This window comes from Methylobacterium sp. A49B, assembly GCF_053346215.1.
This window is the reverse complement of record NZ_JBKFBO010000085.1, coordinates 1-21,294: the sequence shown is the minus strand read 5'-3', so window position 1 is coordinate 21,294 and position 21,294 is coordinate 1. Positions and strand designations below refer to the sequence as shown.

Annotated in this window: 16 protein-coding genes and 1 tRNA gene; 10 read left to right on the top strand and 7 right to left on the bottom strand. The window is 71.1% G+C overall.

Annotated features, from left to right (window positions below; translation table 11 throughout):
• Positions 1-102: 102 nt before the first annotated feature.
• The 6 genes from ACLBX9_RS11815 to ACLBX9_RS11790 all read left to right on the top strand — a co-directional run bounded on the left by ACLBX9_RS11815 (position 103) and on the right by ACLBX9_RS11790 (position 8,529).
• The gene (locus ACLBX9_RS11815) at positions 103-2,367 is read left to right on the top strand and encodes a xanthine dehydrogenase family protein molybdopterin-binding subunit (RefSeq protein WP_447719047.1); all 2,265 of its coding nucleotides are present in this window, start codon (positions 103-105) and stop codon (positions 2,365-2,367) included.
• A gap of 270 nt (positions 2,368-2,637) precedes the next feature.
• Positions 2,638-3,603: a galactofuranose ABC transporter, galactofuranose-binding protein YtfQ gene (ytfQ, locus tag ACLBX9_RS11810; RefSeq protein ID WP_447719046.1), complete on the top strand. Its 966-nt coding sequence runs from the start codon at positions 2,638-2,640 to the stop codon at positions 3,601-3,603.
• A gap of 34 nt (positions 3,604-3,637) precedes the next feature.
• A complete protein-coding gene (locus ACLBX9_RS11805) occupies positions 3,638-5,173 on the top strand; it encodes a sugar ABC transporter ATP-binding protein (RefSeq protein ID WP_447719045.1) in 1,536 nt (511 codons plus the stop codon).
• Positions 5,173-6,147, top strand: a complete 975-nt coding sequence (locus ACLBX9_RS11800) for an ABC transporter permease (RefSeq protein ID WP_447719044.1) — start codon at positions 5,173-5,175, stop codon at positions 6,145-6,147. Before ACLBX9_RS11805 ends, ACLBX9_RS11800 begins: the two co-directional genes overlap by 1 nt.
• Positions 6,144-7,157 carry a galactofuranose ABC transporter, permease protein YjfF gene (gene yjfF, locus ACLBX9_RS11795; RefSeq protein WP_010686421.1) on the top strand — a complete coding sequence of 338 codons (1,014 nt, stop codon included), beginning with the start codon at positions 6,144-6,146 and terminating at the stop codon, positions 7,155-7,157. The genes ACLBX9_RS11800 and yjfF overlap by 4 nt, the downstream gene beginning before the upstream one ends.
• 436 nt (positions 7,158-7,593) lie before the next feature.
• A complete protein-coding gene (locus ACLBX9_RS11790) occupies positions 7,594-8,529 on the top strand; it encodes a dihydrodipicolinate synthase family protein (protein ID WP_010686422.1) in 936 nt (311 codons plus the stop codon).
• Between the two features lie 78 nt (positions 8,530-8,607).
• On the opposite strand, the gene ACLBX9_RS11785 is transcribed toward ACLBX9_RS11790, so the two are convergent.
• The gene (locus ACLBX9_RS11785; protein WP_447719043.1) at positions 8,608-9,879 is read right to left on the bottom strand and encodes an efflux RND transporter periplasmic adaptor subunit; all 1,272 of its coding nucleotides are present in this window, start codon (positions 9,877-9,879) and stop codon (positions 8,608-8,610) included.
• 193 nt (positions 9,880-10,072) lie between these two features.
• On the opposite strand from ACLBX9_RS11785, the gene ACLBX9_RS11780 reads away from it, so the two are divergent.
• The 3 genes from ACLBX9_RS11780 to purD all read left to right on the top strand — a co-directional run bounded on the left by ACLBX9_RS11780 (position 10,073) and on the right by purD (position 13,074).
• Positions 10,073-11,293 (top strand): oxalate decarboxylase family bicupin, encoded by a 1,221-nt coding sequence (locus ACLBX9_RS11780; protein WP_039894443.1) that lies wholly within the window; start codon positions 10,073-10,075, stop codon positions 11,291-11,293.
• A 74-nt stretch (positions 11,294-11,367) separates the two neighbouring features.
• Positions 11,368-11,691: a hypothetical protein gene (locus ACLBX9_RS11775; RefSeq protein WP_010686425.1), complete on the top strand. Its 324-nt coding sequence runs from the start codon at positions 11,368-11,370 to the stop codon at positions 11,689-11,691.
• Positions 11,692-11,796: 105 nt separating this feature from the next.
• Complete coding sequence (gene purD / locus ACLBX9_RS11770) at positions 11,797-13,074, top strand: phosphoribosylamine--glycine ligase (RefSeq protein WP_447719042.1); 1,278 nt, start codon at positions 11,797-11,799, stop codon at positions 13,072-13,074.
• A gap of 11 nt (positions 13,075-13,085) precedes the next feature.
• Here purD and ggt read toward each other — a convergent pair whose 3' ends face one another.
• Entirely contained in the window at positions 13,086-14,855 is a 1,770-nt protein-coding gene (gene ggt / locus ACLBX9_RS11765; RefSeq protein WP_447719041.1) for a gamma-glutamyltransferase, read from the bottom strand.
• A 381-nt stretch (positions 14,856-15,236) separates the two neighbouring features.
• Positions 15,237-16,247, bottom strand: coding sequence for a 1-aminocyclopropane-1-carboxylate deaminase (locus ACLBX9_RS11760; protein ID WP_447719040.1), 1,011 nt, complete (start codon positions 16,245-16,247; stop codon positions 15,237-15,239).
• 250 nt (positions 16,248-16,497) lie between these two features.
• Here ACLBX9_RS11760 and ACLBX9_RS11755 point away from each other — a divergent pair, with 250 nt between their 5' ends.
• Complete coding sequence (locus ACLBX9_RS11755; RefSeq protein ID WP_447719039.1) at positions 16,498-16,962, top strand: Lrp/AsnC family transcriptional regulator; 465 nt, start codon at positions 16,498-16,500, stop codon at positions 16,960-16,962.
• Between the two features lie 6 nt (positions 16,963-16,968).
• Here ACLBX9_RS11755 and ACLBX9_RS11750 read toward each other — a convergent pair whose 3' ends face one another.
• The 4 genes from ACLBX9_RS11750 to ACLBX9_RS11735 all read right to left on the bottom strand — a co-directional run bounded on the left by ACLBX9_RS11750 (position 16,969) and on the right by ACLBX9_RS11735 (position 21,134).
• Positions 16,969-18,312: a replication-associated recombination protein A gene (locus tag ACLBX9_RS11750; protein ID WP_447719038.1), complete on the bottom strand. Its 1,344-nt coding sequence runs from the start codon at positions 18,310-18,312 to the stop codon at positions 16,969-16,971.
• A gap of 89 nt (positions 18,313-18,401) precedes the next feature.
• Positions 18,402-19,850, bottom strand: coding sequence for a Do family serine endopeptidase (locus ACLBX9_RS11745; RefSeq protein WP_447719037.1), 1,449 nt, complete (start codon positions 19,848-19,850; stop codon positions 18,402-18,404).
• Between the two features lie 144 nt (positions 19,851-19,994).
• Entirely contained in the window at positions 19,995-20,486 is a 492-nt protein-coding gene (locus ACLBX9_RS11740) for a MucR family transcriptional regulator (RefSeq protein ID WP_010686432.1), read from the bottom strand.
• Positions 20,487-21,057: 571 nt separating this feature from the next.
• Positions 21,058-21,134 (bottom strand) — tRNA-Met (locus tag ACLBX9_RS11735).
• Positions 21,135-21,294 lie beyond the last annotated feature (160 nt).

Genomic DNA, 21,294 nt, shown 5'->3' with positions numbered 1-21,294 from the left:
TGCGATGTCGCGCTGCCCTGGGTCACTTCGCTCCGTTCGCGATGACCGCGGGAGCCACGTTGACCGGAAGCTCCAACCGGAACCCGTCTTGAGGAGACCCGCATGACCGCGACCTCCACGCCCGCCTCGAACCTTCCCGCCGGTGCGATCCGCCACGGCTCCAGCATCGGCCAGCCGCTGACCCGGCGGGACGGGCCCCTCAAGGTGACGGGCCAGGCCCGCTTCTCCGCCGACAACCTGCCCCCCGGAACCCTCCACGCGGCGCTCTGCGTCGCCCGGATCGGGAAGGGCCGCGTCACCGGCCTCGACGTGGCCGCCGCCGAGGCCCATCCGGGCGTCGTGGCGGTGATGACACCGCGGAACGCCCCGAAGCTCGCCAAGGACCCGGACGCCAAGGACGGGCCGTTCACGTTCCGCCTCGACCTCCTGCAGAACGACACGGTCCGCTACGCCAACCAGCCGATCGCCGTGGTGATCGCCGAGACCCTGGAGGCGGCCACGGAAGGCGCCCGGCTGCTCGCCCCGACCTACGCGGCCGAGACGCCGCGGATCGGGCTCGACGCGGGCGAGGCCTTCACGCCGGATTCGGTCGGCGTCGGCGCCCCGCCGGTGGAGACCGAGGGCGATGTCGAGGCCGGGCTGGCGGCCGCGTCCAAGAGGATCGCCGCCACCTACGAGACGCCGGCCCAGTACCACAACGCCATGGAGCCGCACGCCGCCGTGGCCAGCTGGGACGGGAACCGGCTGACGCTGTTCATGCCGACCCAGGCGCTCGCTATGTCGCAGGGCCGCCTCGCCGGGCTGTTCGGTATCAATCCCGAGGACATCCACATCGAGAGCCCCTATCTCGGCGGCGGCTTCGGCTCGAAGGGCGTGCCGGCCGGGCCGCAGGTGCTGGCCTGCATGGCGGCCAAGCTGGTCGGCCGGCCGGTGAAGCTCGTGCCGACCCGGACCCAGATGTACGGCCCGATGGGCCATCGCGGCCCGACCCGGCAGACCCTGCGCCTCGGCGCCGACGCGGCCGGCAAGCTCACGGCGCTCGACCACCACATCCTGACCGCCTCGTCGAGCTTCGACGACTTCTTCGAGCCGGCGGGACGGGCGACCAGCACCCTCTACGCCAGCCCGGCCCTCTCGATCCGCCACGAGGCGGTGCGCCTCGACACCGGCACGCCGCTGTTCATGCGCGCGCCCGGCGAAGCCACCGGCAGCGTGGCCCTGGAGAGCGCGCTGGACGAGATGGCCCACGAACTCGGCCTGGACCCGCTGGAGTTCCGCCTCGCCAACTACGCCGAGGTCGAGCCGATCACCGGCAAGCCGTTCTCCTCCAAGGCCCTGCGGGAGTGCTACCGCCGCGGCGCCGAGGCGTTCGGCTGGGCCGGGCGGCCGCTGCAGCCCCGCCAGACCCGCGACAGGGACGGGTTCCTGGTCGGCACCGGCATGGGCACCGCGACCTTCCCGGCGCTGATCTTCGAAGGCATGGCCCGGGCCGAGATCCGTGCCGACGGCACCGGCACGGTGGAACTCGGGGCGATCGACATGGGCCAGGGCGCCTGGACGGCGCTCGCGCAGATCGCCGCCGACGGGCTCGGGATCGGGATGGACGCCCTCACCTTCCGGATGGGGTCTTCGGACCTGCCGAATGCCGGCATTGCGGGCGGCTCGGGCCACACCGCGACCGCCGGCGGCGCGATCCACGCGGCCGCGGCCGACGTGATCCGCCAGCTCACGGATCTCGCCACCAACGACCCCGCCTCCCCGCTCTACGGCGCGGGCAATGCCGGCGTGACCGCCGCGGACGGCCGGCTCACCCGGCGCGATGACCCGAGCCGGGGCGAATCCGTCACCGACATCCTGAAGCGGGCGGGCCGGTCGAGCATTGAGGGCCAGGGCAAGGCCGGGGCCGACCCGGCCGCGCAGGCGGCCTACGCCATGCACGCTCACGGGGCGGTCTTTGCCGAGGTGAAGGTCGACCCCGATCTTGGCCAGATCCGCGTGAGCCGCCTCGTCGGCGCCTTCGCGGCGGGCCGGGTGATCAACCCGCGCCTCGTCCAGAGCCAGTATTACGGCGGGATGATCTGGGGCCTGTCCTTCGCGCTCCACGAGCGGGCCGAGATGGACCCGCGCACCGGCCGCTTCCTCAACGACAACCTCGCCGAGTACCACGTGCCGGTGAACGCCGACGTCCCCGCCATGGAGGCGATTCTCGTCCACGAGGACGACGCGGTGGTGAACAACCTCGGCGTGAAGGGCGTCGGCGAGATCGGCATCACCGGCACGGTGGGAGCCATCGCCAACGCAATCTGGCACGCCACCGGCGTGCGGGTGCGCGAGATGCCGATCACGCTGGATAAGCTGCTCGGCTGAACGGGGGAGCGGGAGCCTAGCTCGGACACGCAACCGACTCAGCGTTTCTCCCTCCCCCACAGAGGGGGAGGGAGACGCACGTCACGCGCAGGCATGCCTCAAAAAAATCAGACAAGTTGATCCGTTCCGATCCGGTGCGCCGTCGGCTTCCGCCGGCTCCAGCGGTGACAGATAAGCCGCACCCTGCTATCCGTGCTCCCGCGCATATGTCGTACATATGCCGGCCGATCGCTCTGAAGAGGCGACGGCCGCAATCGAGGGGGGATGTCCATGAGCGGAACCGTTTCCATCCGGGCCATGCTGGCGAGTCTGATTCTAGCCTGCGGCGGTGCGGCCCAAGCGGCCTCGCTGACCGTCGGGTTCTCGCAGATCGGCTCGGAATCCGGCTGGCGCGCCGCCGAGACCACGGTGACCAAGTCCGAGGCCAAGACGCGCGGCATCACCGTCAAGATCGCCGACGCGCAGCAGAAGCAGGAGAACCAGATCAAGGCGATCCGCTCCTTCGTGGCGCAGGGGGTGGACGCGATCCTGCTCGCCCCCGTGGTCGCCACCGGCTGGGACGCCGTTCTCAAGGAGGCCCGGGACGCCAAGATCCCGGTGATCCTGCTCGACCGCGACATCGACCCGTCCGGCAAGGACCTCTACCTCACCGCCGTCACCTCCGACAGCGTCGCGGAGGGCCGCGTCGCCGGCAACTGGCTGGCCAGGACGGTCGGCGACAAGCCCTGCAACGTGGTCGAGCTCCAGGGCACGGTCGGCGCCAGCGTCGCCACCAACCGCAAGAAGGGGTTTGACGCCGCCCTCGCGCCCCACCCCAACCTCAAGCTCGTGCGCAGCCAGACCGGCGACTTCACCCGCGCCAAGGGCAAGGAGGTGATGGAGAGCGTCATCAAGGCCGAGGGCGGCCGCGCGATCTGCGCGGTCTACGCCCACAACGACGACATGATGGTCGGCGCCATCCAGGCGATGAAGGAGGCCGGCCTGAAGCCCGGCCGGGAGATCCTGACGGTCTCGATCGACGCGGTGCCCGACATCTTCAAGGCGATGGCGGCGGGCGAGGCCAACGCCACCGTCGAATTGACTCCCGACATGGCCGGCCCGGCCTTCGACGCCCTCAAGGCCTACAAGGAGAAGGGCACCGTCCCGCCGAAGTGGATCCAGACCGAGTCGAGGCTCTACACGGCGGCCGACGACCCGTTGAAGGTCTACGAGAGCAAGAAGGGCCTCGGCTACTGACGCGCCCGGCGCCGTGATCCCTGCGAGCGGGCCCGTGTCCGACACGCCCCTTCTCAGCGTCCGCGGGCTCTCCAAGAGCTTCGCCGGGCACCAGGCCCTCGCGGGGGTCGACTTCACCCTGCGCCGGGGGGAGATCCACGCCCTGCTGGGCGAGAACGGCGCCGGCAAATCGACCTTCATCAAGACCGTGACCGGAATCGTCCGGCGCGATGCCGGCGAGGTCCGGCTCGACGGCGGGCCGATCGCGCCGCGCTCGGCCGAGGAAGCGGGCCGGGCCGGCATCGCCACGGTCTACCAGGAGGTCGGCCTGCTGCCGAACCTCACCGTGGCGCAGAATCTCTTTCTCGGCCGCGAGCCGACCCGGTTCGGCCTCGTCCGCGGCCGGGCGATGCGGCGGCGCGCGGCCGCGCGGCTGGCCGAGTTCGGCCTGTCCATCGATGTCGGCGCGCCGCTCGGGAGCTTCCCGGTGGCGGTGCAGCACCTCGTGGCGATCGCCCGGGCGGTGGATCTCTCGGCCCGGGTGCTGATCCTCGACGAGCCGACCGCGAGCCTCGACGCGCACGAAGTCGCGGTGCTGTTCGGCGTGATGCGCCGGCTGGCCGCGCAAGGCATCGGCATCGTGTTCGTGACCCATTTCCTGGAGCAGGTCTACGCCATCACCGACCGGATCACGGTCCTGCGCAACGGCCGGCTGGTAACCGAGCGCGAGACCGCGGATTTCCCGCGCCTCGATCTCGTGCACACGATGCTGGGGCGCGACCTCGCCGATGAAGAGGAGCGGGTGGAGACGGGGCCGGGGGGCCGGCGGACTAAGGCCGGGCCGCCGGTCCTGCGCGCGGAAAAACTCGGCAAGGCCGGCTATCTCCGGCCCGTCGACCTGTCGGTGGCGGGCGGCGAGGTGGTGGGCCTCGCCGGCCTCCTCGGCTCCGGGCGGACCGAGACGGCCCGCCTGCTGTTCGGCGCCGAGCGGCCGGACCAGGGCCGCATCCTCCTCGACGGGAAGCCCACCCGGATCGCCGGCCCCCGGGACGCGCTGCGCCACCGCCTCGGCTACTGCCCGGAGGAGCGCAAGACCGACGGCCTCGTCGCCGACCTGACCGTGCGGGAGAACATCGTGCTGGCTCTCCAGGCTCGGAAGGGTCCGTTCCGGCCCCTCGGCCGGGCCGCGCAGGACCGGATCGCCCGCGCCTTCATCGCCAAGCTCGACATCCGCCCGCCCGATCCGGAGCGGCCGATCGGGCTCCTGTCCGGGGGCAACCAGCAGAAGGCGCTGCTGGCGCGCTGGCTCGCCACCGAGCCGCGCCTGCTGATCCTCGACGAGCCGACCCGGGGCATCGATGTCGGGGCGCACGCGGAGATCATCCGGCTGATCCGGAGCCTGTGCGACGCCGGCCTCGCCCTGCTGGTGATCTCGTCCGAGCTGGAGGAGATCGTGACCTATTCCGAACGGGTGATCGTGATGCGCGACCGCGCCCAGGTGGCCGAACTCGCCGACGGGGCGATCGACGTCACCGCCATCCTCCGGGCCATCGCGGCGGAAGCGCCTGCGGTCATGGCGGAGTCCGTCTGATGCGCGCGCTGCGCGCCGGGGCGCCCCAGCTCCTCGCCTTCCTGGCCGTGCTGCTGGCCGACCGGCTGGTCGCACCGCAATTCCTCGACGTGCACTGGCAGGACGGGCGCCTGTTCGGCAGCCTGATCGACGTGTTCAACCGCGGCGCCCCGGTGGCACTCCTGTCGCTCGGCATGGTGCTGGTGGTGGCCACCGGGGGCATCGACCTGTCGGTGGGCGCCGTGATGGCGATCGCGGGCGCCGTGGCGGCGAGCCTCGCCGACAGCCAGCCCCTGCCCCTGGTGCTCGCGGCGGCTTTGGCCACGGGGCTCCTCTGCGGGCTGTGGAACGGCCTCCTCGTGGCGGTGCTGCGCATCCAGCCGATCGTCGCCACCCTGATCCTGATGGTCGCGGGCCGCGGCATCGCCCAGCTGATCACCGAGGGGCGGATCGTCACCTTCGCCTCGCCCGACCTCGCGTTTCTCGGCGGCGGCGCGCTCTTGGGGGTGCCGATGCCAGTGGTGCTGGCCCTCGGGATGCTGCTCGTGACCCTCGCGCTGGTGCGCGGCACGGCTTTCGGCCTGATGATCGAGGCGACCGGCGGCAACGCGCGGGCGAGCGCGCTCGCCGGCATCGACACACGCGCGGTGACGCTGGCGGTCTATGCCTGGAGCGGCTTCTGCGCGGCGCTGGCGGGCGTGGTCGCGGCGGCCGACATCCTGGGAGCGGACGCCAACAATGCCGGGCTGTGGCTCGAACTCGACGCGATCCTGGCCGTGGTGGTGGCGGGCTCGTCGCTCCTCGGCGGCCGGTTCAGCCTGTGGCTGGCGGTGCTCGGGGCCTTCCTGATCCAGGCGATGAACACCGGGATCCTGCTCTCCGGCCTGCCGCCGGAACTCAACCTCGTGGTCAAGGCCGCGGTGGTGCTGGCGGTGCTCCTGCTGCAATCGCCGCGCCTCGCGGGCCTGACCCTGCTGCTGCGGAGCCCGCGATGAGCCGCAATCTCCCGGTCCTCGTCGCCGCGCTCCTGTTCGCGGCGGGCTACGGCCTGTGCGCGACGCAGTACCCCGCCTTCCTGACCACCCGGGTCGTCGGCAACCTGCTCACCGACAGCGCCTTCCTGGGCATCGTGGCGGTCGGCACGACCTTCGTGATCATCGCGGGCGGCATCGACCTCTCGGTCGGCTCGGTGGTGGGGTTCACCACGGTGTTCCTGGCGCAGGCCATCCAGCGCTGGGGGATCCCGCCGCTCGCCGCCTTCGGGATCGTGCTCCTGGCGGCGGCCCTGTTCGGAGCCGCGATGGGCGCGCTGATCCACGTCTTCGACATGCCGCCTTTCATCGTGACGCTGGCCGGAATGTTCCTAGCGCGGGGCGCCGGCTTCCTGATGTCCACCGAGTCGGTCCCGATCGACGCGCCCCTCTACGGCGCGGTCTCCGACCTCGCCTTGCACCTGCCCGGCGGCGGCCGGCTGACCCTGACGGCGGGGGTGATGCTGGCCGTGTTCCTGGCGGGCGGGGTGCTGCTCCACGCGACCCGCTTTGGCGCGAGGGTCTACGCCCTCGGCGGCAGCCGCCAGACGACGGTGCTCATGGGCGTGCGGGTCGGGCGCAACATCGTGGCGGTCTACGCCCTGTCGAGCCTGCTCGCCGCGCTCGCCGGGATCGTGTTCTCCCTCGACACCGCCTCGGGCACGCCGCTCTCGGCGGTGGGGGTGGAACTCGATGCGATCGCGGCCGTGGTGATCGGCGGCACGCTGCTGACCGGCGGCCAGGGCGGCCTGCCGGGCACCTTCCTGGGGGTGATGATCGGCGGCCTGATCCAGACGGCCATCACCTTCGACGGCACCTTGTCGAGCTGGTGGACCAAGATCGCCACCGGCCTGCTGCTCTTCGCCTTCATCGCGCTCCAGCAGGGCTCGGTGGCATTGGCCGGGCGCTCGGGCCGGCGGGGCCGGGCTGCCGCCAGCGCACCGGCTGTCCGCCCGACGAAGGTCCGGGCCTGAGGCGCAGCCTTCCGCGGCCGTTTGCCAGGACTGGCGCTCCCGATCTGCGAGGCACCCACCCTCCCCCATTTGCGGGCTACAAAATTCACACATCTCTGGCCGGGGCGCGCTCTCCTACCCCTTGTGGGGAGGAGTTTGGGGATCGCAGATCCCGCGTGGGGGTGGTGCGGGATGAGGCGCGGTGGTTCCTTCTGAACCAACCCCCACCCCTATCCCCTCCCCGCCAGGAGGAGGGAAAAAGCGCCCGCCCTTCAATGTGTTGGCCCCAAGCCGAGATGTGTGGATCCGTAGCTCAGCGGGGGGGGGCAAGACGCGCGGTGCCCGTCGTGGCATCCCGGCCCGTGGCCCTGCCATCGCGTGACAGCCTAAAGATTTTCCCGTCAGGCCGGCCTATGGTCCCCGCCCGCATCGTCCTGCGACGGAGGAAGAGACCGGAATGCCCCTCACCAGCGACATAAGCGGCGTCGTGCCGATCGCCCCGACGCCGTTCCACCCGGACGGCCGGATCGACGAGGCCTCCCTCGACCGCATGACCGACTTCTTCGGTGCCGCAGGGGTCGACGGGCTGACGATCCTCGGCCAGCTCGGCGAAGCCGGAAAGCTCGACCACGCGGAGGGGATCGCGGTGGCCAAGCGCGTCCTCGGGCGCACCCGGCTGCCGGTGATCGTCGGCGTCACGGCGCCGGGCTTCGCGGCCATGCGCTCCCTCGCCCGGGAGGTGATGGATCTCGGCGCGGCCGGCGTGATGATCGCCCCGCCCAACACCCTGCGCACCGACGATCAGGTGGTCGGCTATTTTCGGAACGCCGCCGAGGCGGTGGGCCCGGACGTGCCGTTCGTGCTGCAGGATTATCCCCTCACCTTCTCGGTGCAGATGAGTCCGGCGGTGATCCGCCGGATCGTGTCCGAGAACGCGTCCTGCGTGATGCTCAAGCACGAGGACTGGCCGGGCCTGGAGAAGATCTCGACGCTGCGCGGCTTCGAGCGTGACGGATCCATGCGCCACATCTCGATCCTGGTCGGCAACGGCGGCCTGTTCCTCGATTTCGAGACCGAGCGCGGTGCCGACGGGGCCAATACCGGCTACGCCTTCCCGGAGATGCTGGTCGATGTGGTTCGCCTGGGCCGGGCGGGCGAGCGCGACGCCGCCCATGACCTGTTCGACGCCCACCTCCCCTATCTCCGCTACGAGCAGCAGCAGGGTCCGCTGGGGCTCGCGGTGCGCAAGTACGTGTTCATGCGCCGGGGGATTTTTTCATCGGACGCGCAGCGCAAACCCTCGCAGGCGCTGACCGCACAGGCGAAGGCCGAGGTCGAGTACCTGCTGGCGCGCCTCGCCCGCACCGACGGCCGGGCGCGGCTGGAGGGCTGAGGCCAGGCCTCCCTCCGCATGGGAGCGGGTTGGAGCGAAGGTGCCGGTTCGTCTCGCTCCGTCACCGCCTCGGCGGCCTCACGCCCCCGCCTTGCCCTCCGGCTGCGGCGCGACCCGGTCGCCGTCGCGCAAGGACGCCGGCGGCCCCACCACGACCCGCTCGTCCCCGGTGAGGCCGGAGCGCAGCTCCAGGGCCGAGCGGGTCTGTCGGAAGATCGTGACCGGGCGCATCCGCGCCACCGCGCACCCGTCCGATTCTGTCTCGACCACCGCCACCCGGGTCCCGTTCTGGTCGAAGATCAGGGCGTCGTTCGGCACCGTCACGGCCGGCGAGACCCGCGGGATCTCCAGCGTGATGGTGATGTAGAGGCCCGCCCGGAGGAGCCCGTCCGGGTTGGGGATGTCGACCTGCGTCACCAGGATCCGCGCCGCGGAGAGCAGCGTCGTCGAGGAGCGCGAGACCTTCCCGGGGAAGACCTTGCCGGGGATCTGCGCCACCTCGATCCGGGCGTCGAGCCCGTCGCGGACGCCGTCGGCGGCGTAGAGCGGCACGTTCACCGCCATGCGCAGCACGTCGTCCCGCGCCAGCATCAGGAGCGGCGCGCCAGTGTTCGTGTCCGCCGTGACCGCGTCGCCGACATCGTTGTTGCGGGCCGTCACCACCCCGTCGAAGGGCGCGCGGATCTCCTCGAAGCCGGTCAGGACCTTGAGCCGGGCGACCTGCGCCTCCTGCGCGGCGATATTGGCCTCCGCGACCTTGACGGCGGCCTTGGCGGCGTCGACGTTGGCGGTCTGAGCCAACACCCCGGCCTGGGACGTGTCGGCGTTCTGCCGGGTCTCGATCCCCGTACCGGCGAGCGTCGAGGTCCGACGGTTGGTCACGTCCGCGAGGTGGCGGTTGGCCTCGGCCTGGTCGACCATCGCGCGCGCCTGGATCAGCGCCGCCTGCAGCTGCAGCACCTGCGACTGCGCCTGGACAAGCTGCTGGTCGAGGTCGGGCGCGCTGATCCGGAACAGCAGGTCGCCCTTCCGCACATGCGTGCCGATGTCGACCTTGCGCTCGACGATGTAGCCGGTCGCCCGCGGGTACAGGCTCGCCGTGTCGAAGGCCTGCGTCGTGCCGGTCTGGGTCAGGCTCAGGGGACCGGAGGCCCGCACGGCCCGGGCGACCCGCACGCTCGGCGGCTTCGTCTCGACGGCCGGCGGCGGGCTCGCCGCCCGGGACTGTTCCGGCCAGTGGCGGTAGCCGAGGAACCCGGCGCCCGCCAGCGCGAGCAGGACGAGCCACAGGCGGCCGCCCGAAGCGGAGCCGCGGGCTTCCCCCGCAGCTGAACGATCCGCGTCCGCCATCCTCGCCCCCGGGTCGCGCCGCGCGTCGAAGTCCGCGTCGGCGCGTGCCGACCGGAACGCGTCCAGCGCTGTATTCAATGCATAGACGACGCGCGGGCTCCGGGCGAGATGCCGCAGCGCGGGATGCGGGCCGTTCCCGGATCCTCCGAGCCCGCCCCCGGTTACCCTGCAAAACTCCAGGGACCGACCCGTAATGACCGAGATCTCCAGGCGCGCCGTCATCGCGGCCGCCGGCGGCGCCATGGCAGCGTCCTCCGCGGCGGCGCAATCCGCTCTTCCGGTCGCGCCCGAGCGCGGCGGCAAGGGGGCCGACATCCTGGGCCCGCAGAACCGCCCCCGGGCCGCCGAGGAGCCCTTCACCCTGGCGCCGCCCGCCACCGACCACGGCACCATGCCGAACCTGAAATGGTCGTTCGCGGACAGCCACATGCGGCTGGAGAAGGGCGGCTGGGCGCGCCAGACCACGATCCGCGAGCTGCCGGTCTCGAAGGCCATGGCGGGGGTCAACATGCGGCTCAAGGCCGGCGTGGTCCGCGAGATGCACTGGCACAAGGAGGCCGAGTGGTCCTACATGATCAAGGGCAAGGCCCGGATCACCGCGATCGATCAGGACGGGCGCACCTTCGCGGACGACGTCGGCGAAGGCGACCTCTGGTACTTCCCCGGCGGCATCCCGCACTCCATCCAGGGCCTCTCGGCCGACGGGGTGGACGGCTGCGAGTTCCTGCTGGTGTTCGACGACGGCGGCTTCTCGGAGGATTCCACCTTCCTGCTGACCGACTGGCTCGCGCACACGCCGAAGGACGTGCTCGCCAAGAACTGCGGCCTGCCGGAGAGCGCGTTCGCCAATGTCCCCGAGAAGGAGCTCTACATCTTCCCCGGCCCCATGCCGGGGCCGCTCGCGGCCGACAGGATGGGCGGCTCCGGGCCGGTGCCCAAGACCTTCAGCCACCGGATGCTGGCGCAGGAGCCGCTGCGCACGAAGAGCGGCAGCGTGCGCATCACCGATTCCATCGTGTTCCCGGCCTCGACCAACATCGCCGCCGCCCTCGTCGAGGTCGAGCCCGGGGGCCTGCGCGAGCTGCACTGGCACCCCAACAGCGACGAGTGGCAATACTACCTCTCCGGCCGGGGGCGGATGACGGTGTTCGGCTCGGAATCGAAGGCCCGCACCTTCGACTACCAAGCCGGCGACGTGGGCTACGTGCCCTTCGCCATGGGCCACTACATCGAGAACACCGGCGACACGGTGCTGACCTTCCTGGAGATGTTCAAGAGCCCGCGCTACGCCGACATCTCGCTCACGCAGTGGCTGGCGCTGACCCCGCACCCCCTGGTGCAGGCCCATACCGGGCTGGATCCGAAGCAGGTCGACGCGCTCTCTCCGGTGAAGGCGCCGGTCGTGCCGGGTTGACGCGCCCCGGAACTTGGCCCGACCCTGGCGCGTCGATCGCTTGTAGTCGGATCGATCATCGCACGGAGAGACTCATGCGCGCCGCGTCCCGCGCGCTCCTCGCCCTGGCGCTCGCCCTCCCGGCGGGGGCGGCCTCGGCGCAGGTGCAGCAGAACGACCCGAACGCCGCCAACGCGTCGTTCGCCCTGCAGAGCCAGATCCGGACCCTCAACCAGCAGCGGGTGACGGACTTCAACACGCTCAACCAGACGATCCAGCGCAACGTCCAGTTCGATCCCTACGGCTACGGACCCTATGTGCCCTACCGGGGTGTCCGTGTGGGCCGCCATGTCGGCCGCCACGGGATCGCGCGGCGGGGCGGCGGCGGAGTCAACACGAGCGTGTGCATCGGCTGCTGAGCGGCGTGGACCGCTGCGAACTCCGGGCGGAGCGGGGAAAGCCCGAAAAAAGCCTTTCCCCGCCGACAGGCTTCACCCAGAAGCTATGCCCATGGTGGCGTGCGCATGAACATCCTGCTGATCGGCTCCGGCGGCCGCGAGCACGCCCTGGCCTGGCGACTGGCCCAGAGCCCCCTCTGCACCCGTCTGTTCACGGCGCCGGGCAATCCCGGCACGGCCCGTCACGGGACCAATCGGTCGGACCTCTCCGTCACGGACCACGCCGCCGTAGCGGCCTTCTGCGCCGCGGAGTCGATCGGCCTCGTGGTCGTCGGACCTGAGGCGCCCCTGGTCGCCGGTCTGGTGGACGACTTGAAGGCCGCCGGGATCCGCGCCTTCGGGCCGACCCGCGACGCCGCCCGGCTCGAAGGCTCCAAGGGCTTCACCAAGGATCTCTGCGCCGCCTGCGGCATCCCCACGGCCGCCTTCGCGCGCTTCACCGAACTGGAGCCGGCGCTGGCCTATACCCGGCAGCAGGGCGCCCCGATCGTCGTGAAGGCCGACGGGCTCGCCGCCGGCAAGGGCGTCACCGTCGCCGAGACCCTGGACCAGGCCGAGGACGCGCTGGCCGCCCTGTTCGCGGAGCCGGGTGCCGAGGTGGTGGTCGAGGAGTGCCTGTTCGGCGAGGAGGCGAGTTTTTTTGCACTCTGCGACGGCACCCGGGCGATCCCGCTCGGCACCGCGCAGGACCACAAGCGCGTGTTCGACGGCGACCGCGGCCCCAACACCGGCGGCATGGGCGCCTATTCCCCGGCCCGAGTCGTCACCCCGGAGATCGAGGCCCGGGTCATGGCCGAGATCATCGCGCCGACGCTCAGCGGCATGCGGGCGCGCGGCTGCCCGTTCACCGGCATCCTCTATGCCGGCCTGATGCTCACCGCCGACGGCCCCAAGCTGATCGAGTACAACACCCGCTTCGGCGACCCCGAGGCCCAGGTGCTGATGCCGCGCCTGTCCTCCGACCTCGTGCCGGCGCTGCTCTCGGCCTGCGAGGGCGATCTCTCGGGCGTGAGCCTGGAATTCGACGCCCACCGGGCCGCGCTCACCGTGGTGATGGCGGCGGCGGGCTATCCGGGGGCCGTGGTCCGGGGCTCGGTCATCCGCGGCGTCGACGCCGCCGAGGGCGACGGCGTGTTCGTCTTCCAGGCCGGCACCCGCGCCGAGGACGGGCAGTTGCTGGCCGATGGCGGCCGGGTCCTGGCGGTCACGGCCTTGGGCGACAGCGTCACGGATGCCCAGGCCCGCGCCTACGCGGCGGTGGCCCGGATCGACTGGCCGGAGGGGTTCTGCCGGCGCGACATCGGGTTCCGCGCGGTGGCCCGGGAGGCGGGCGGCGAGGGCTGAGCGTCTGCGCCCTACTCCCCCACCGCCGCCCCGGCCGGCCTCCGGTTGTCGTTGGCGCCGTAGAGCAGGCCCGGCCGCATCCGCTCCGTGCGCGAGGCGTCGTTGCCCGAGGAGGCCGCCTCGGGAAGGATTGGCGCGGCGGCGCGGACCGCGATCAGCTCCTGCGCGCCCCAGGGCTTCTGCTCGACGATCGTGTGACCCATGCCCCGCAGGATCGCCTGCGTGTCCGCCGAGAGCGCGAAGGGCTCGGCGTAGACCGTGTCGGGCAGCCACTGGTGGTGGATGCGCGGGGCGTCGACCGCTTCCTGCGGCTCCATGCCGAAATCCAGCATGTTGATCAGCGTCTGCGCGTTGATCGTGATGATCCGCGAGCCCCCCGGCGAGCCCGCCACCAGCGCCACCCGGCCGTCGCGCAGCACGATCGTGGGCGCCATGGACGAGAGCGGGCGCTTGCCGGCCGCGATCGCGTTCTTCGTGCCCTGCACGAGGCCGAACAGGTTCGGCACCCCGGTCTTGACCGTGAAGTCGTCCATCTCGTCGTTCAGGAAGAACCCCGTGTCGCCGGCGATCACCCCGGCGCCGAAATAGCCGTTGATCGTGTAGGTCAGCGCGGCCGCGTTGCCGGCCCGGTCCATCACCGAGATGTGGGTGGTCTCGGCCCGCTCCCGGGACTCCAGGCCCGGATCCGGGCGGATCTCGGCTGACGGCGTCGCCCGGTCGGGCCGGATCGAGGCCCGCAGCGTCTCCGCGTAGGCCGGCGACAGGAGCCGCGCCACGGGGTTGTCCACGAAGGCCGGGTCGCCCAGCAGCAGGTTGCGGTCGGCGTAGGCGCGCTTCATGGCCTCGACCATCAGGTGCACGCTCCGGGCAGAATTGAACCCCGCCGCGCGCAGGTCGTAGCCGTCGAGGATGCCGAGGATCTCGCACAGCGTGGTGCCGCCCGACGAGGGCGGGGGTGCCGACAGGATCGTGGCGCCCCGGTAGCGGCAGGTCAGCGGCTCGGATTGCGTCACCGTGTAGGCGGCGAAGTCGGCCGCTGTCAGGAGCCCGCCGCCCGCCCGCGACGCCGCCTCGATCGTCTGGGGAATCTCGCCCTTGTAGAACGCGTCCGCGCCGTGGTCGGCGATGGCCTGGAGGGTGCGGGCAAGGTCGGCCTGGACCAGCCGGTCCCCGGGCTGCCAGGGGCTCCCGTCCGGGCGCAGGAAGATCCGCGCGACGTTTCCTTGCGTGGCGAACAGCTTGGTGCCGGATTCGAGGATGTCGGTGTCGCCCCGGGTCAGCACGAACCCGTCCCGGGCGAGCCGGATCGCCGGCGCCATGACCTGGGCCAGCGGCAGGGTGCCGTATTCGGACAGCGCGGTGTTGAGGCCCAGCACGGTCCCGGGCACGCCGGCCGCCTTCCAGCCGCGCAGGCTCGCGCCCTTCACGACGTTGCCCGAGGCGTCGAGATACATGTTTCGGCTCGCCGCCGCCGGGGCCGTCTCGCGGAAGTTGATGAAGCGGCTGCGACCGTCGGCGGCGTGGAGCACCAGGAAGCCGCCGCCGCCGATGTTGCCGCAGCACGGGTTCACCACCGCCTCGGCATAAGCCACCGCCACCGCGGCATCGACAGCGTTGCCGCCCGCCTTCAGGATGTCGGCCCCCACCTCCGAGGCGAGGCGCTGGGACGAGACCACCATCCCGTTCTCGCCCTCCACGGCCGGTCCCGAAGCCGCCCGGGCCGGCGGGCCGCCGAGGAGGAGGAGGGCGGCCAGGAGCAGCGCGCGTGCCGGTGCGATCATCCCTGCCCTCTCCGGTGCGGGTTCCGCGCCGCCATATAGGGCGGGCGGAACGATTCGCGCGTGCCCGACCCTTCCCATGTGCGACCGCATCCTGAGGCGCCGGAGCGCAGCGGAGGCCTCGAAGGCGGGCTCCAGCCAGCCGCGCGATCCCTGGAGCCCTCCTCCGAGGCTGCTGCGCCGTACCTCAGGATGAGGGAGGAGCGAAGGGAGGTGAGGGATCTGGCCGATCCGCCTCACTCGGTTTCGCTTGAACGCTCCCGTTGCGGTGACCCTCTCCGTCATCACGAGCGCAGCGCAGTGACCCAGGGTCGCGCCACGTCAGGAAGCGTGGCGCTGCTGGATTGCTTCGCTCCGCTCGCAAGGACGGCGGTGCCGAAGGCCTCAGCCGTTGCGGAACGTGTAGCTGTAGCCGTTCAGCGCCGGCGCGCCGCCGAGATGGGCGTAGAGCACCTTCGAGCCCTTCGGGAAGAAACCCTTCTTCACGAGGTCGATCATGCCCTGCATCGACTTCCCCTCGTAGACCGGGTCGGTGATCATGCCCTCGAGCCGGGCCGAGAGCCGGATCGCCTCCACGGTTTCCTTCGACGGCACGCCGTAGACCGGGTAGGCGTAATCCTCGTTGAGCACCACGTCGTCGGCCACGATGTCGCCCGCGCCGACCAGGGCGGCGGTGTTCTGGGCGATGTCGAGGACCTGGGCCTTGGTCTGGGCCGGGGTGCAGGAGGCGTCGATGCCGATGATGTTGCGGGCGCGCCCGTCGGCCAAGAAGCCCACCAGCATGCCGGCATGGGTCGAGCCCGTCACCGTGCAGACCACCACGTAGTCGAAGCGTAGGCCCATCTCGGCCTCCTGGCGGCGCACCTCCTCGGCGAAGCCGACATAGCCGAGCCCGCCGTATTTGTGCACCGAGGCGCCGGCCGGGATCGCGTAGGGCTTGCCGCCCTCGGCCTCGACCTCGGCGAGCGCCCGCTTCCACGAATCGCGGATGCCGATGTCGAAGCCGTCATCCACGAGCTGCGTCTGCGCGCCCATGATCCGCGACAGGAGGATGTTGCCGACCCGGTCGTAGACCGCGTCCTCGTGCGGCACCCAGGCCTCCTGGATCAGCCGGCACTTCATCCCGATCTTGGCGGCGACCGCCGCGACCATGCGGGTGTGGTTCGACTGCACGCCGCCGATCGACACCAGCGTGTCGGCGCCGCTCTTGATCGCGTCCGGCACGATGTACTCGAGCTTGCGCAGCTTGTTGCCGCCGTAGGCGAGCCCGGAATTGCAATCCTCGCGCTTGGCGTAGAGCTCGACCTCGCCGCCGAGATGGGCCGTCAGGCGCTTGAGCGGCTCGATCGGCGTCGGGCCGAAGGTCAGGGGATAGCGCTCGAACTTGTCCAGCATCGGGTCTCTCCGGGTCTCGGGGCGCCCCCGGAGGCAGCAGCGGTCTTGGTCCGCCCGGGTGCGTCGAAGCGAGGCCTCGGCGACGGCCCGGCGCGAGGCCCGGCTCCGTCTTCGAGGCGCAGGAAAAGCTATCCGATTCGCGATGAAAGGTGCTCTCGATCTTTCGGATTTGATATCCGATGACTTGCGCCACTGATCCTTTTGGCTGCAGACAGTTCCAGCTCGCGGGCCTTTTCCGAAAGAATCGTTCATGTCGCCAGGGCTCGACCGGATCGACCAGAAGATCCTCCGTCTCCTCCAGACGGACGGACGCATGGCGAATGCCGAGATCGCCGAGCGGGTCGGCACCAGCGCGGCCACCTGCCACCGCCGGATCCAGCGCCTGTTCGCGGACGGGTTCGTGCGGGCGGTCCGGGCCCTGATCGACCCGATGCGGGTCGGGCGCGGCACCCTGGTCTTCGTCGGCGTCGTCCTCGACCGCTCCACGCCCGAGAGCTTCTCCGAGTTCGAGGCGGCCGTACGGGCGATCCCCGTGCTCCTCGACTGCCACCTCGTGGCCGGCGATTTCGACTACATGCTGAAGATCCGCGTCTCCGACATGGCCGACTTCAACCGCCTCCACAGCGCCACGCTGATCGGCCTGCCGGGGGTGCGCCAGACCCGGACCTTCTTCGTGATGAAGGAGGTGATCGACAACGCGCCCCTCGATCTTTGAGGCCGCCTACCCCTCCCCGCGCCGCGCCTTCCGCAGCGCCTCCCACCGTTCGAGGCGCTCGGCCAGCCTTGTCTCGTAGCCGCGCTCCGTGGGCGCGTAGAGGTGCTGGCGCCCCAGCGCGTCGGGCCAGTAATCCTGGCCCGAGAAGGCGTCGGGCTCGTCGTGGTCGTAGCGGTAGCCCTCGCCGTAGCCGATCCGCTTCATCAGCTTGGTCGGGGCGTTGAGGATCGTGCGCGGCGGCGGCAGGGAGCCCGCCTCCTTGGCCAACCGCGTCGCGGCCTTGTAGGCCTCGTAGACGGCGTTCGATTTCGGCGCGCAGGCGAGGTAGATCGCCGCCTGGGCGAGGGCCAGCTCGCCTTCGGGGCTGCCGAGGAAGTCGAACGCGTCCTTGGCGGCGTTGGCCACCACCAGGGCCTGCGGGTCGGCGAGCCCGATATCCTCCACCGCCATGCGCACCAGCCGGCGGGCGATGAACAGCCGGTCCTCGCCGGCATCGAGCATCCGGCAGAGGTAGTAGAGCGCCGCGTCCGGATCCGAGCCGCGCACCGTCTTGTGGAGCGCCGAGATCAGGTTGTAGTGGCCCTCCTGCGCCTTGTCGTAGATCGGCGCGCGCCGCTGCACGATCTCCTGTAGCGCCTCGGCGTCGAGGGTCTCGCCGGGCCGGGCCGAGCGCCAGACCTCCTCCGCGAGCGTCAGGGCCGCCCGGCCGTCGCCGTCGGCCATGCGGACCAGCACGCCGCGCGCCTCCTCGGTGAGCGGCAGGGCCTGGCCGGTCAGCGCCTCGGCCCGGACCAGCAGCCGCGCGATGGCGCCCGGATCCAGCGCCCGGAACAGCAGCACCCGGGCGCGGGACAGGAGCGCGGCGTTCAACTCGAAGGAGGGGTTCTCCGTCGTCGCGCCCACCAGCGTGACGGTGCCGTCCTCCATCACCGGCAGGAAGGCGTCGAGCTGCGCCCGGTTGAACCGGTGGATCTCGTCCACGAACAGCAAGGTCCCCTGCCCGGTCACCCGACGCTTGCGGGCGGCCTCGAACACCTTGCGGAGGTCGGGCACGCCCGAAAAAATCGCCGAGATCTGCTCGAAATGCAGGTCGGTGCCCTGGGCGAGCAGCCGCGCCACCGTGGTCTTGCCGGTGCCGGGCGGTCCCCAGAAGATCAGCGAGCCGAGGCTGCGTCCCCGCAGCAGGCGGGTGAGCGCACCGCCCTCCCCGGTCAGGTGCTCCTGGCCGACGACCTCGGTGAGGGTCTGCGGGCGCAGCCGGTCCGCCAGCGGGCGGGCGGCCTCGGCGCCCGGAGGGCGGCCGGGATCCGGCGCGGAGGGCGGCTCCGCGGAGGCGAACAGGTCGGACATCCGCGCATCAACACCGGGCGCGGCCGGGCGCGCAAGCCGGGCGCCGGAGCTTGCCCACGGTCACGGGCCGGGAGTCGGACCTTTCGGGCTCAGCCGCCGAATACCGAGGTCAGGATCTCGCCGTTGCGGTTGATCGCCACTTCCCAGGAATTGAGGCTGTTGCGGGTGGCGCGATCGAGATCCTTGGTGGTCGGAACCGGCATGCCGTTGACCGAGAGGATCACGTCGCCCTTCTGCAGACCCACGCGGGCGGCGATGGAGTTGTCGTCCACCGCCTGCACGGCCACGCCCTCGGCCGGGAAGTCCACCTGCATCTCCTCGGCCACCGCCGGCGAGGTGTTGACGAGCGTCGCCCCCAGGAAGGGCGAGCGGGTCTTCACCTTGAGCACGTCGCGCGGGCGCGTCTCCGGGGCCGGGGCGAGCTTGACCGAGACTGTCTGACGGGTCGTGCCCCGCAGGATCCCGAAGCGGGTCTGGCCCTGTACGCCCTTCAGGGCGAAGCGGTAGCCGAAGGCTTCCGGGTCGGCGACCTCCTGGCCATCGACCGTGAGGATCAAGTCGCCGCGCTTCAGGCCTGCCTCCTCGGCCGGGCTCTTGGCCTGCAGGCTCGCCACCAGCACGCCGGTCGGGTGGTCGAGGCCCATGCTGTCGGCGATGTCGGGGGTGACGCTCTGGATGCGCGCGCCGAGCCAGGGCCGGCGTACGACGTTCGCCCCGTCGCGGGCGGCGTCGACCACCGCCTTGACCATGCCCACGGGAATCGCGAAGCCGATGCCGTGGCTGCCGCCCGACTGCGAGTAGATCGCCGTGTTGATGCCGACGAGCTGGCCGCGCAGGTCCACCAGCGCGCCGCCGGAATTGCCCGGGTTGATCGCCGCGTCGGTCTGGATGAAGTACTGGTAGTCCGCCGAGCCGACCTGCGTGCGCGCCAGCGCCGAGACGATGCCCTGCGTCACTGTCTGGCCGACGCCGAACGGGTTGCCGATCGCCATCACGAAGTCGCCGACCTCAAGGGCGTCGGCATCGCCGAACGGCATCGGCACGAGGCCCTTCGGCGGCTCCTTGATCTTGAGCACCGCGAGGTCGGTGCGGGTGTCGCGCATCACGATGGCGGCCTCGAACTCGCGGCGGTCGGCAAGCGCGATCCGCACCTCGTTCATGTTGTCGATGACGTGGTTGTTGGTGATGACGAGCCCGTCGGCATCCACCAGCACGCCCGAGCCGAGCGAGCGCTGCGCCCGGTCGCCCCGGGGCCCGCGGCCGCCCTCCGGCTCGCCGAAGAAGCGGCGCATGAACTCCTCCATGGCGCTGGTCCGGGCGCTGGAGCGCTTGTCCACGTGGGAGGCGTAGACGTTCACCACCGAGGGCGAGGCCCGCTTCACCACCGGGGCGAAGGAGAGCTGCACGTCGGCCTTGCTGAGGGGCACGGCTTTCGCCGTCCCGGCCTCCCGGGCCTCCGTGCGCGCCATCTGCGCCGCGGCCGGGCCGGCGGCCATCAGGGCTGCGACGAGGGCGGGCAGGACGAGGCGGGTCAGCATGCAGGGCTCCGGCGTCAGGGCGGGCGCGCGGGCCGGATCGGGATGGCCGGCACGCCCTGCGGGGCCCTACGCTATCGAGGCCGATTGCGGCAGGCCCGCGACACCTTCGCCGCAAGCCTGTCGCAGCAAGCCTGTCGGCCCGTGTCAGACGGCCTCTCGGCTGCGTGACCGGCGCCGTCCCGCAGGGTGAGGCGCCGGCTCGGACTCGGCATCCGGGGCAGCGGCCTTCGCCCGCTGCTGGCCGAGGCCGAGGGAGCGGGCGAGCTGCGCGCGCTGCTCGGAATAGCTCTGGGCCGTCATCGGATAGTCGGCCGCGAGGCCCCACTTGGCGCGGTAGGCCTCCGGGGTCAGACCGCGCAGGGTGAGGTGCCGGCGCAGCGTCTTGTAGGATTTCCCGTCCTCGAACGAGATTAGAAAGTCGGGAGTGACCGAGCGCCGGATCTCCTGCGGGGTCGCCTTGGCGACGGCCGGCCGTGCTCCGCCGCCGGCTCGACCCACCTCTCTGAGGGCGGAATGCACGGCGTTGAGAAGATCCGGAAGATCCGCGCTCTGCACATGATTGTGGCTCACATAGGCTGAGACGATCTCGGCAGCGAGGGTGACGGAGCGGCTATTGCCGCCGTTCGATCGGGCCATGACGTGTGCGTTGCCTTCCCGTGGTGACGAAACTCGCCAGAACGCAAGCACTGCGTCGCGCTTCGGATGTCTGATACAAGCGCTTTTCCAGAATCGGTCAAGTCTTAAATTCAGAATAGGAGTCTCTCATCGTAGACCGCGTAAGAAGTGCGTTCCTGAACGCTCAACCTGAGAGAGCGTTGCTTGATAAAACTTCATTTGTGCGCAATGGATATGTCACTCCGACCTCCCGCCACGAACCTGGCCGCGCCGCACGGGTGGAGCCCGGCCATGTCGGCTGTGAAGACCTTGAAATCCTTGAGGAGTGAGCCGGGCACGTGCCGGGGCCGTGCGTTTCGTCCGGGGTAGTCCTGCCCTCGACACTCGGAAGAGACGGCGCAACCCAAACGTGCCGAGTAGTCGAAGCAGATGCGGGCCGGAATTGCGACGCGGTCACCGGAGGCGCAGACCAGCATCGCGGCGTCGCAGGTGTATCGGGGCGCCTCGCGGCCGAGCAGGACCGCGCGCAGACGGCTCGCACGAAAAAGCCCGCCGCGCTTATGGGCGCGGCGGGCTTCGTTCGAGCTTGTTTTGGTTGCGGGGACAGGATTTGAACCTGTGACCTTCAGGTTATGAGCCTGACGAGCTACCGGGCTGCTCCACCCCGCGCCAAGTGTGTGCGGCTTGTCCCGCCGGGCGTGCGGCCTGTGTGAGGCTGCGGCGGGGGCCGGATCGGTGTTCGTGTCGAGGGAACGGCGCGGGCTCGTGCGAGCATGCGCTTTCGATTGCGATGGGCAGGCCTGGCGGCGACCGACTCTCCCGTGTCTTG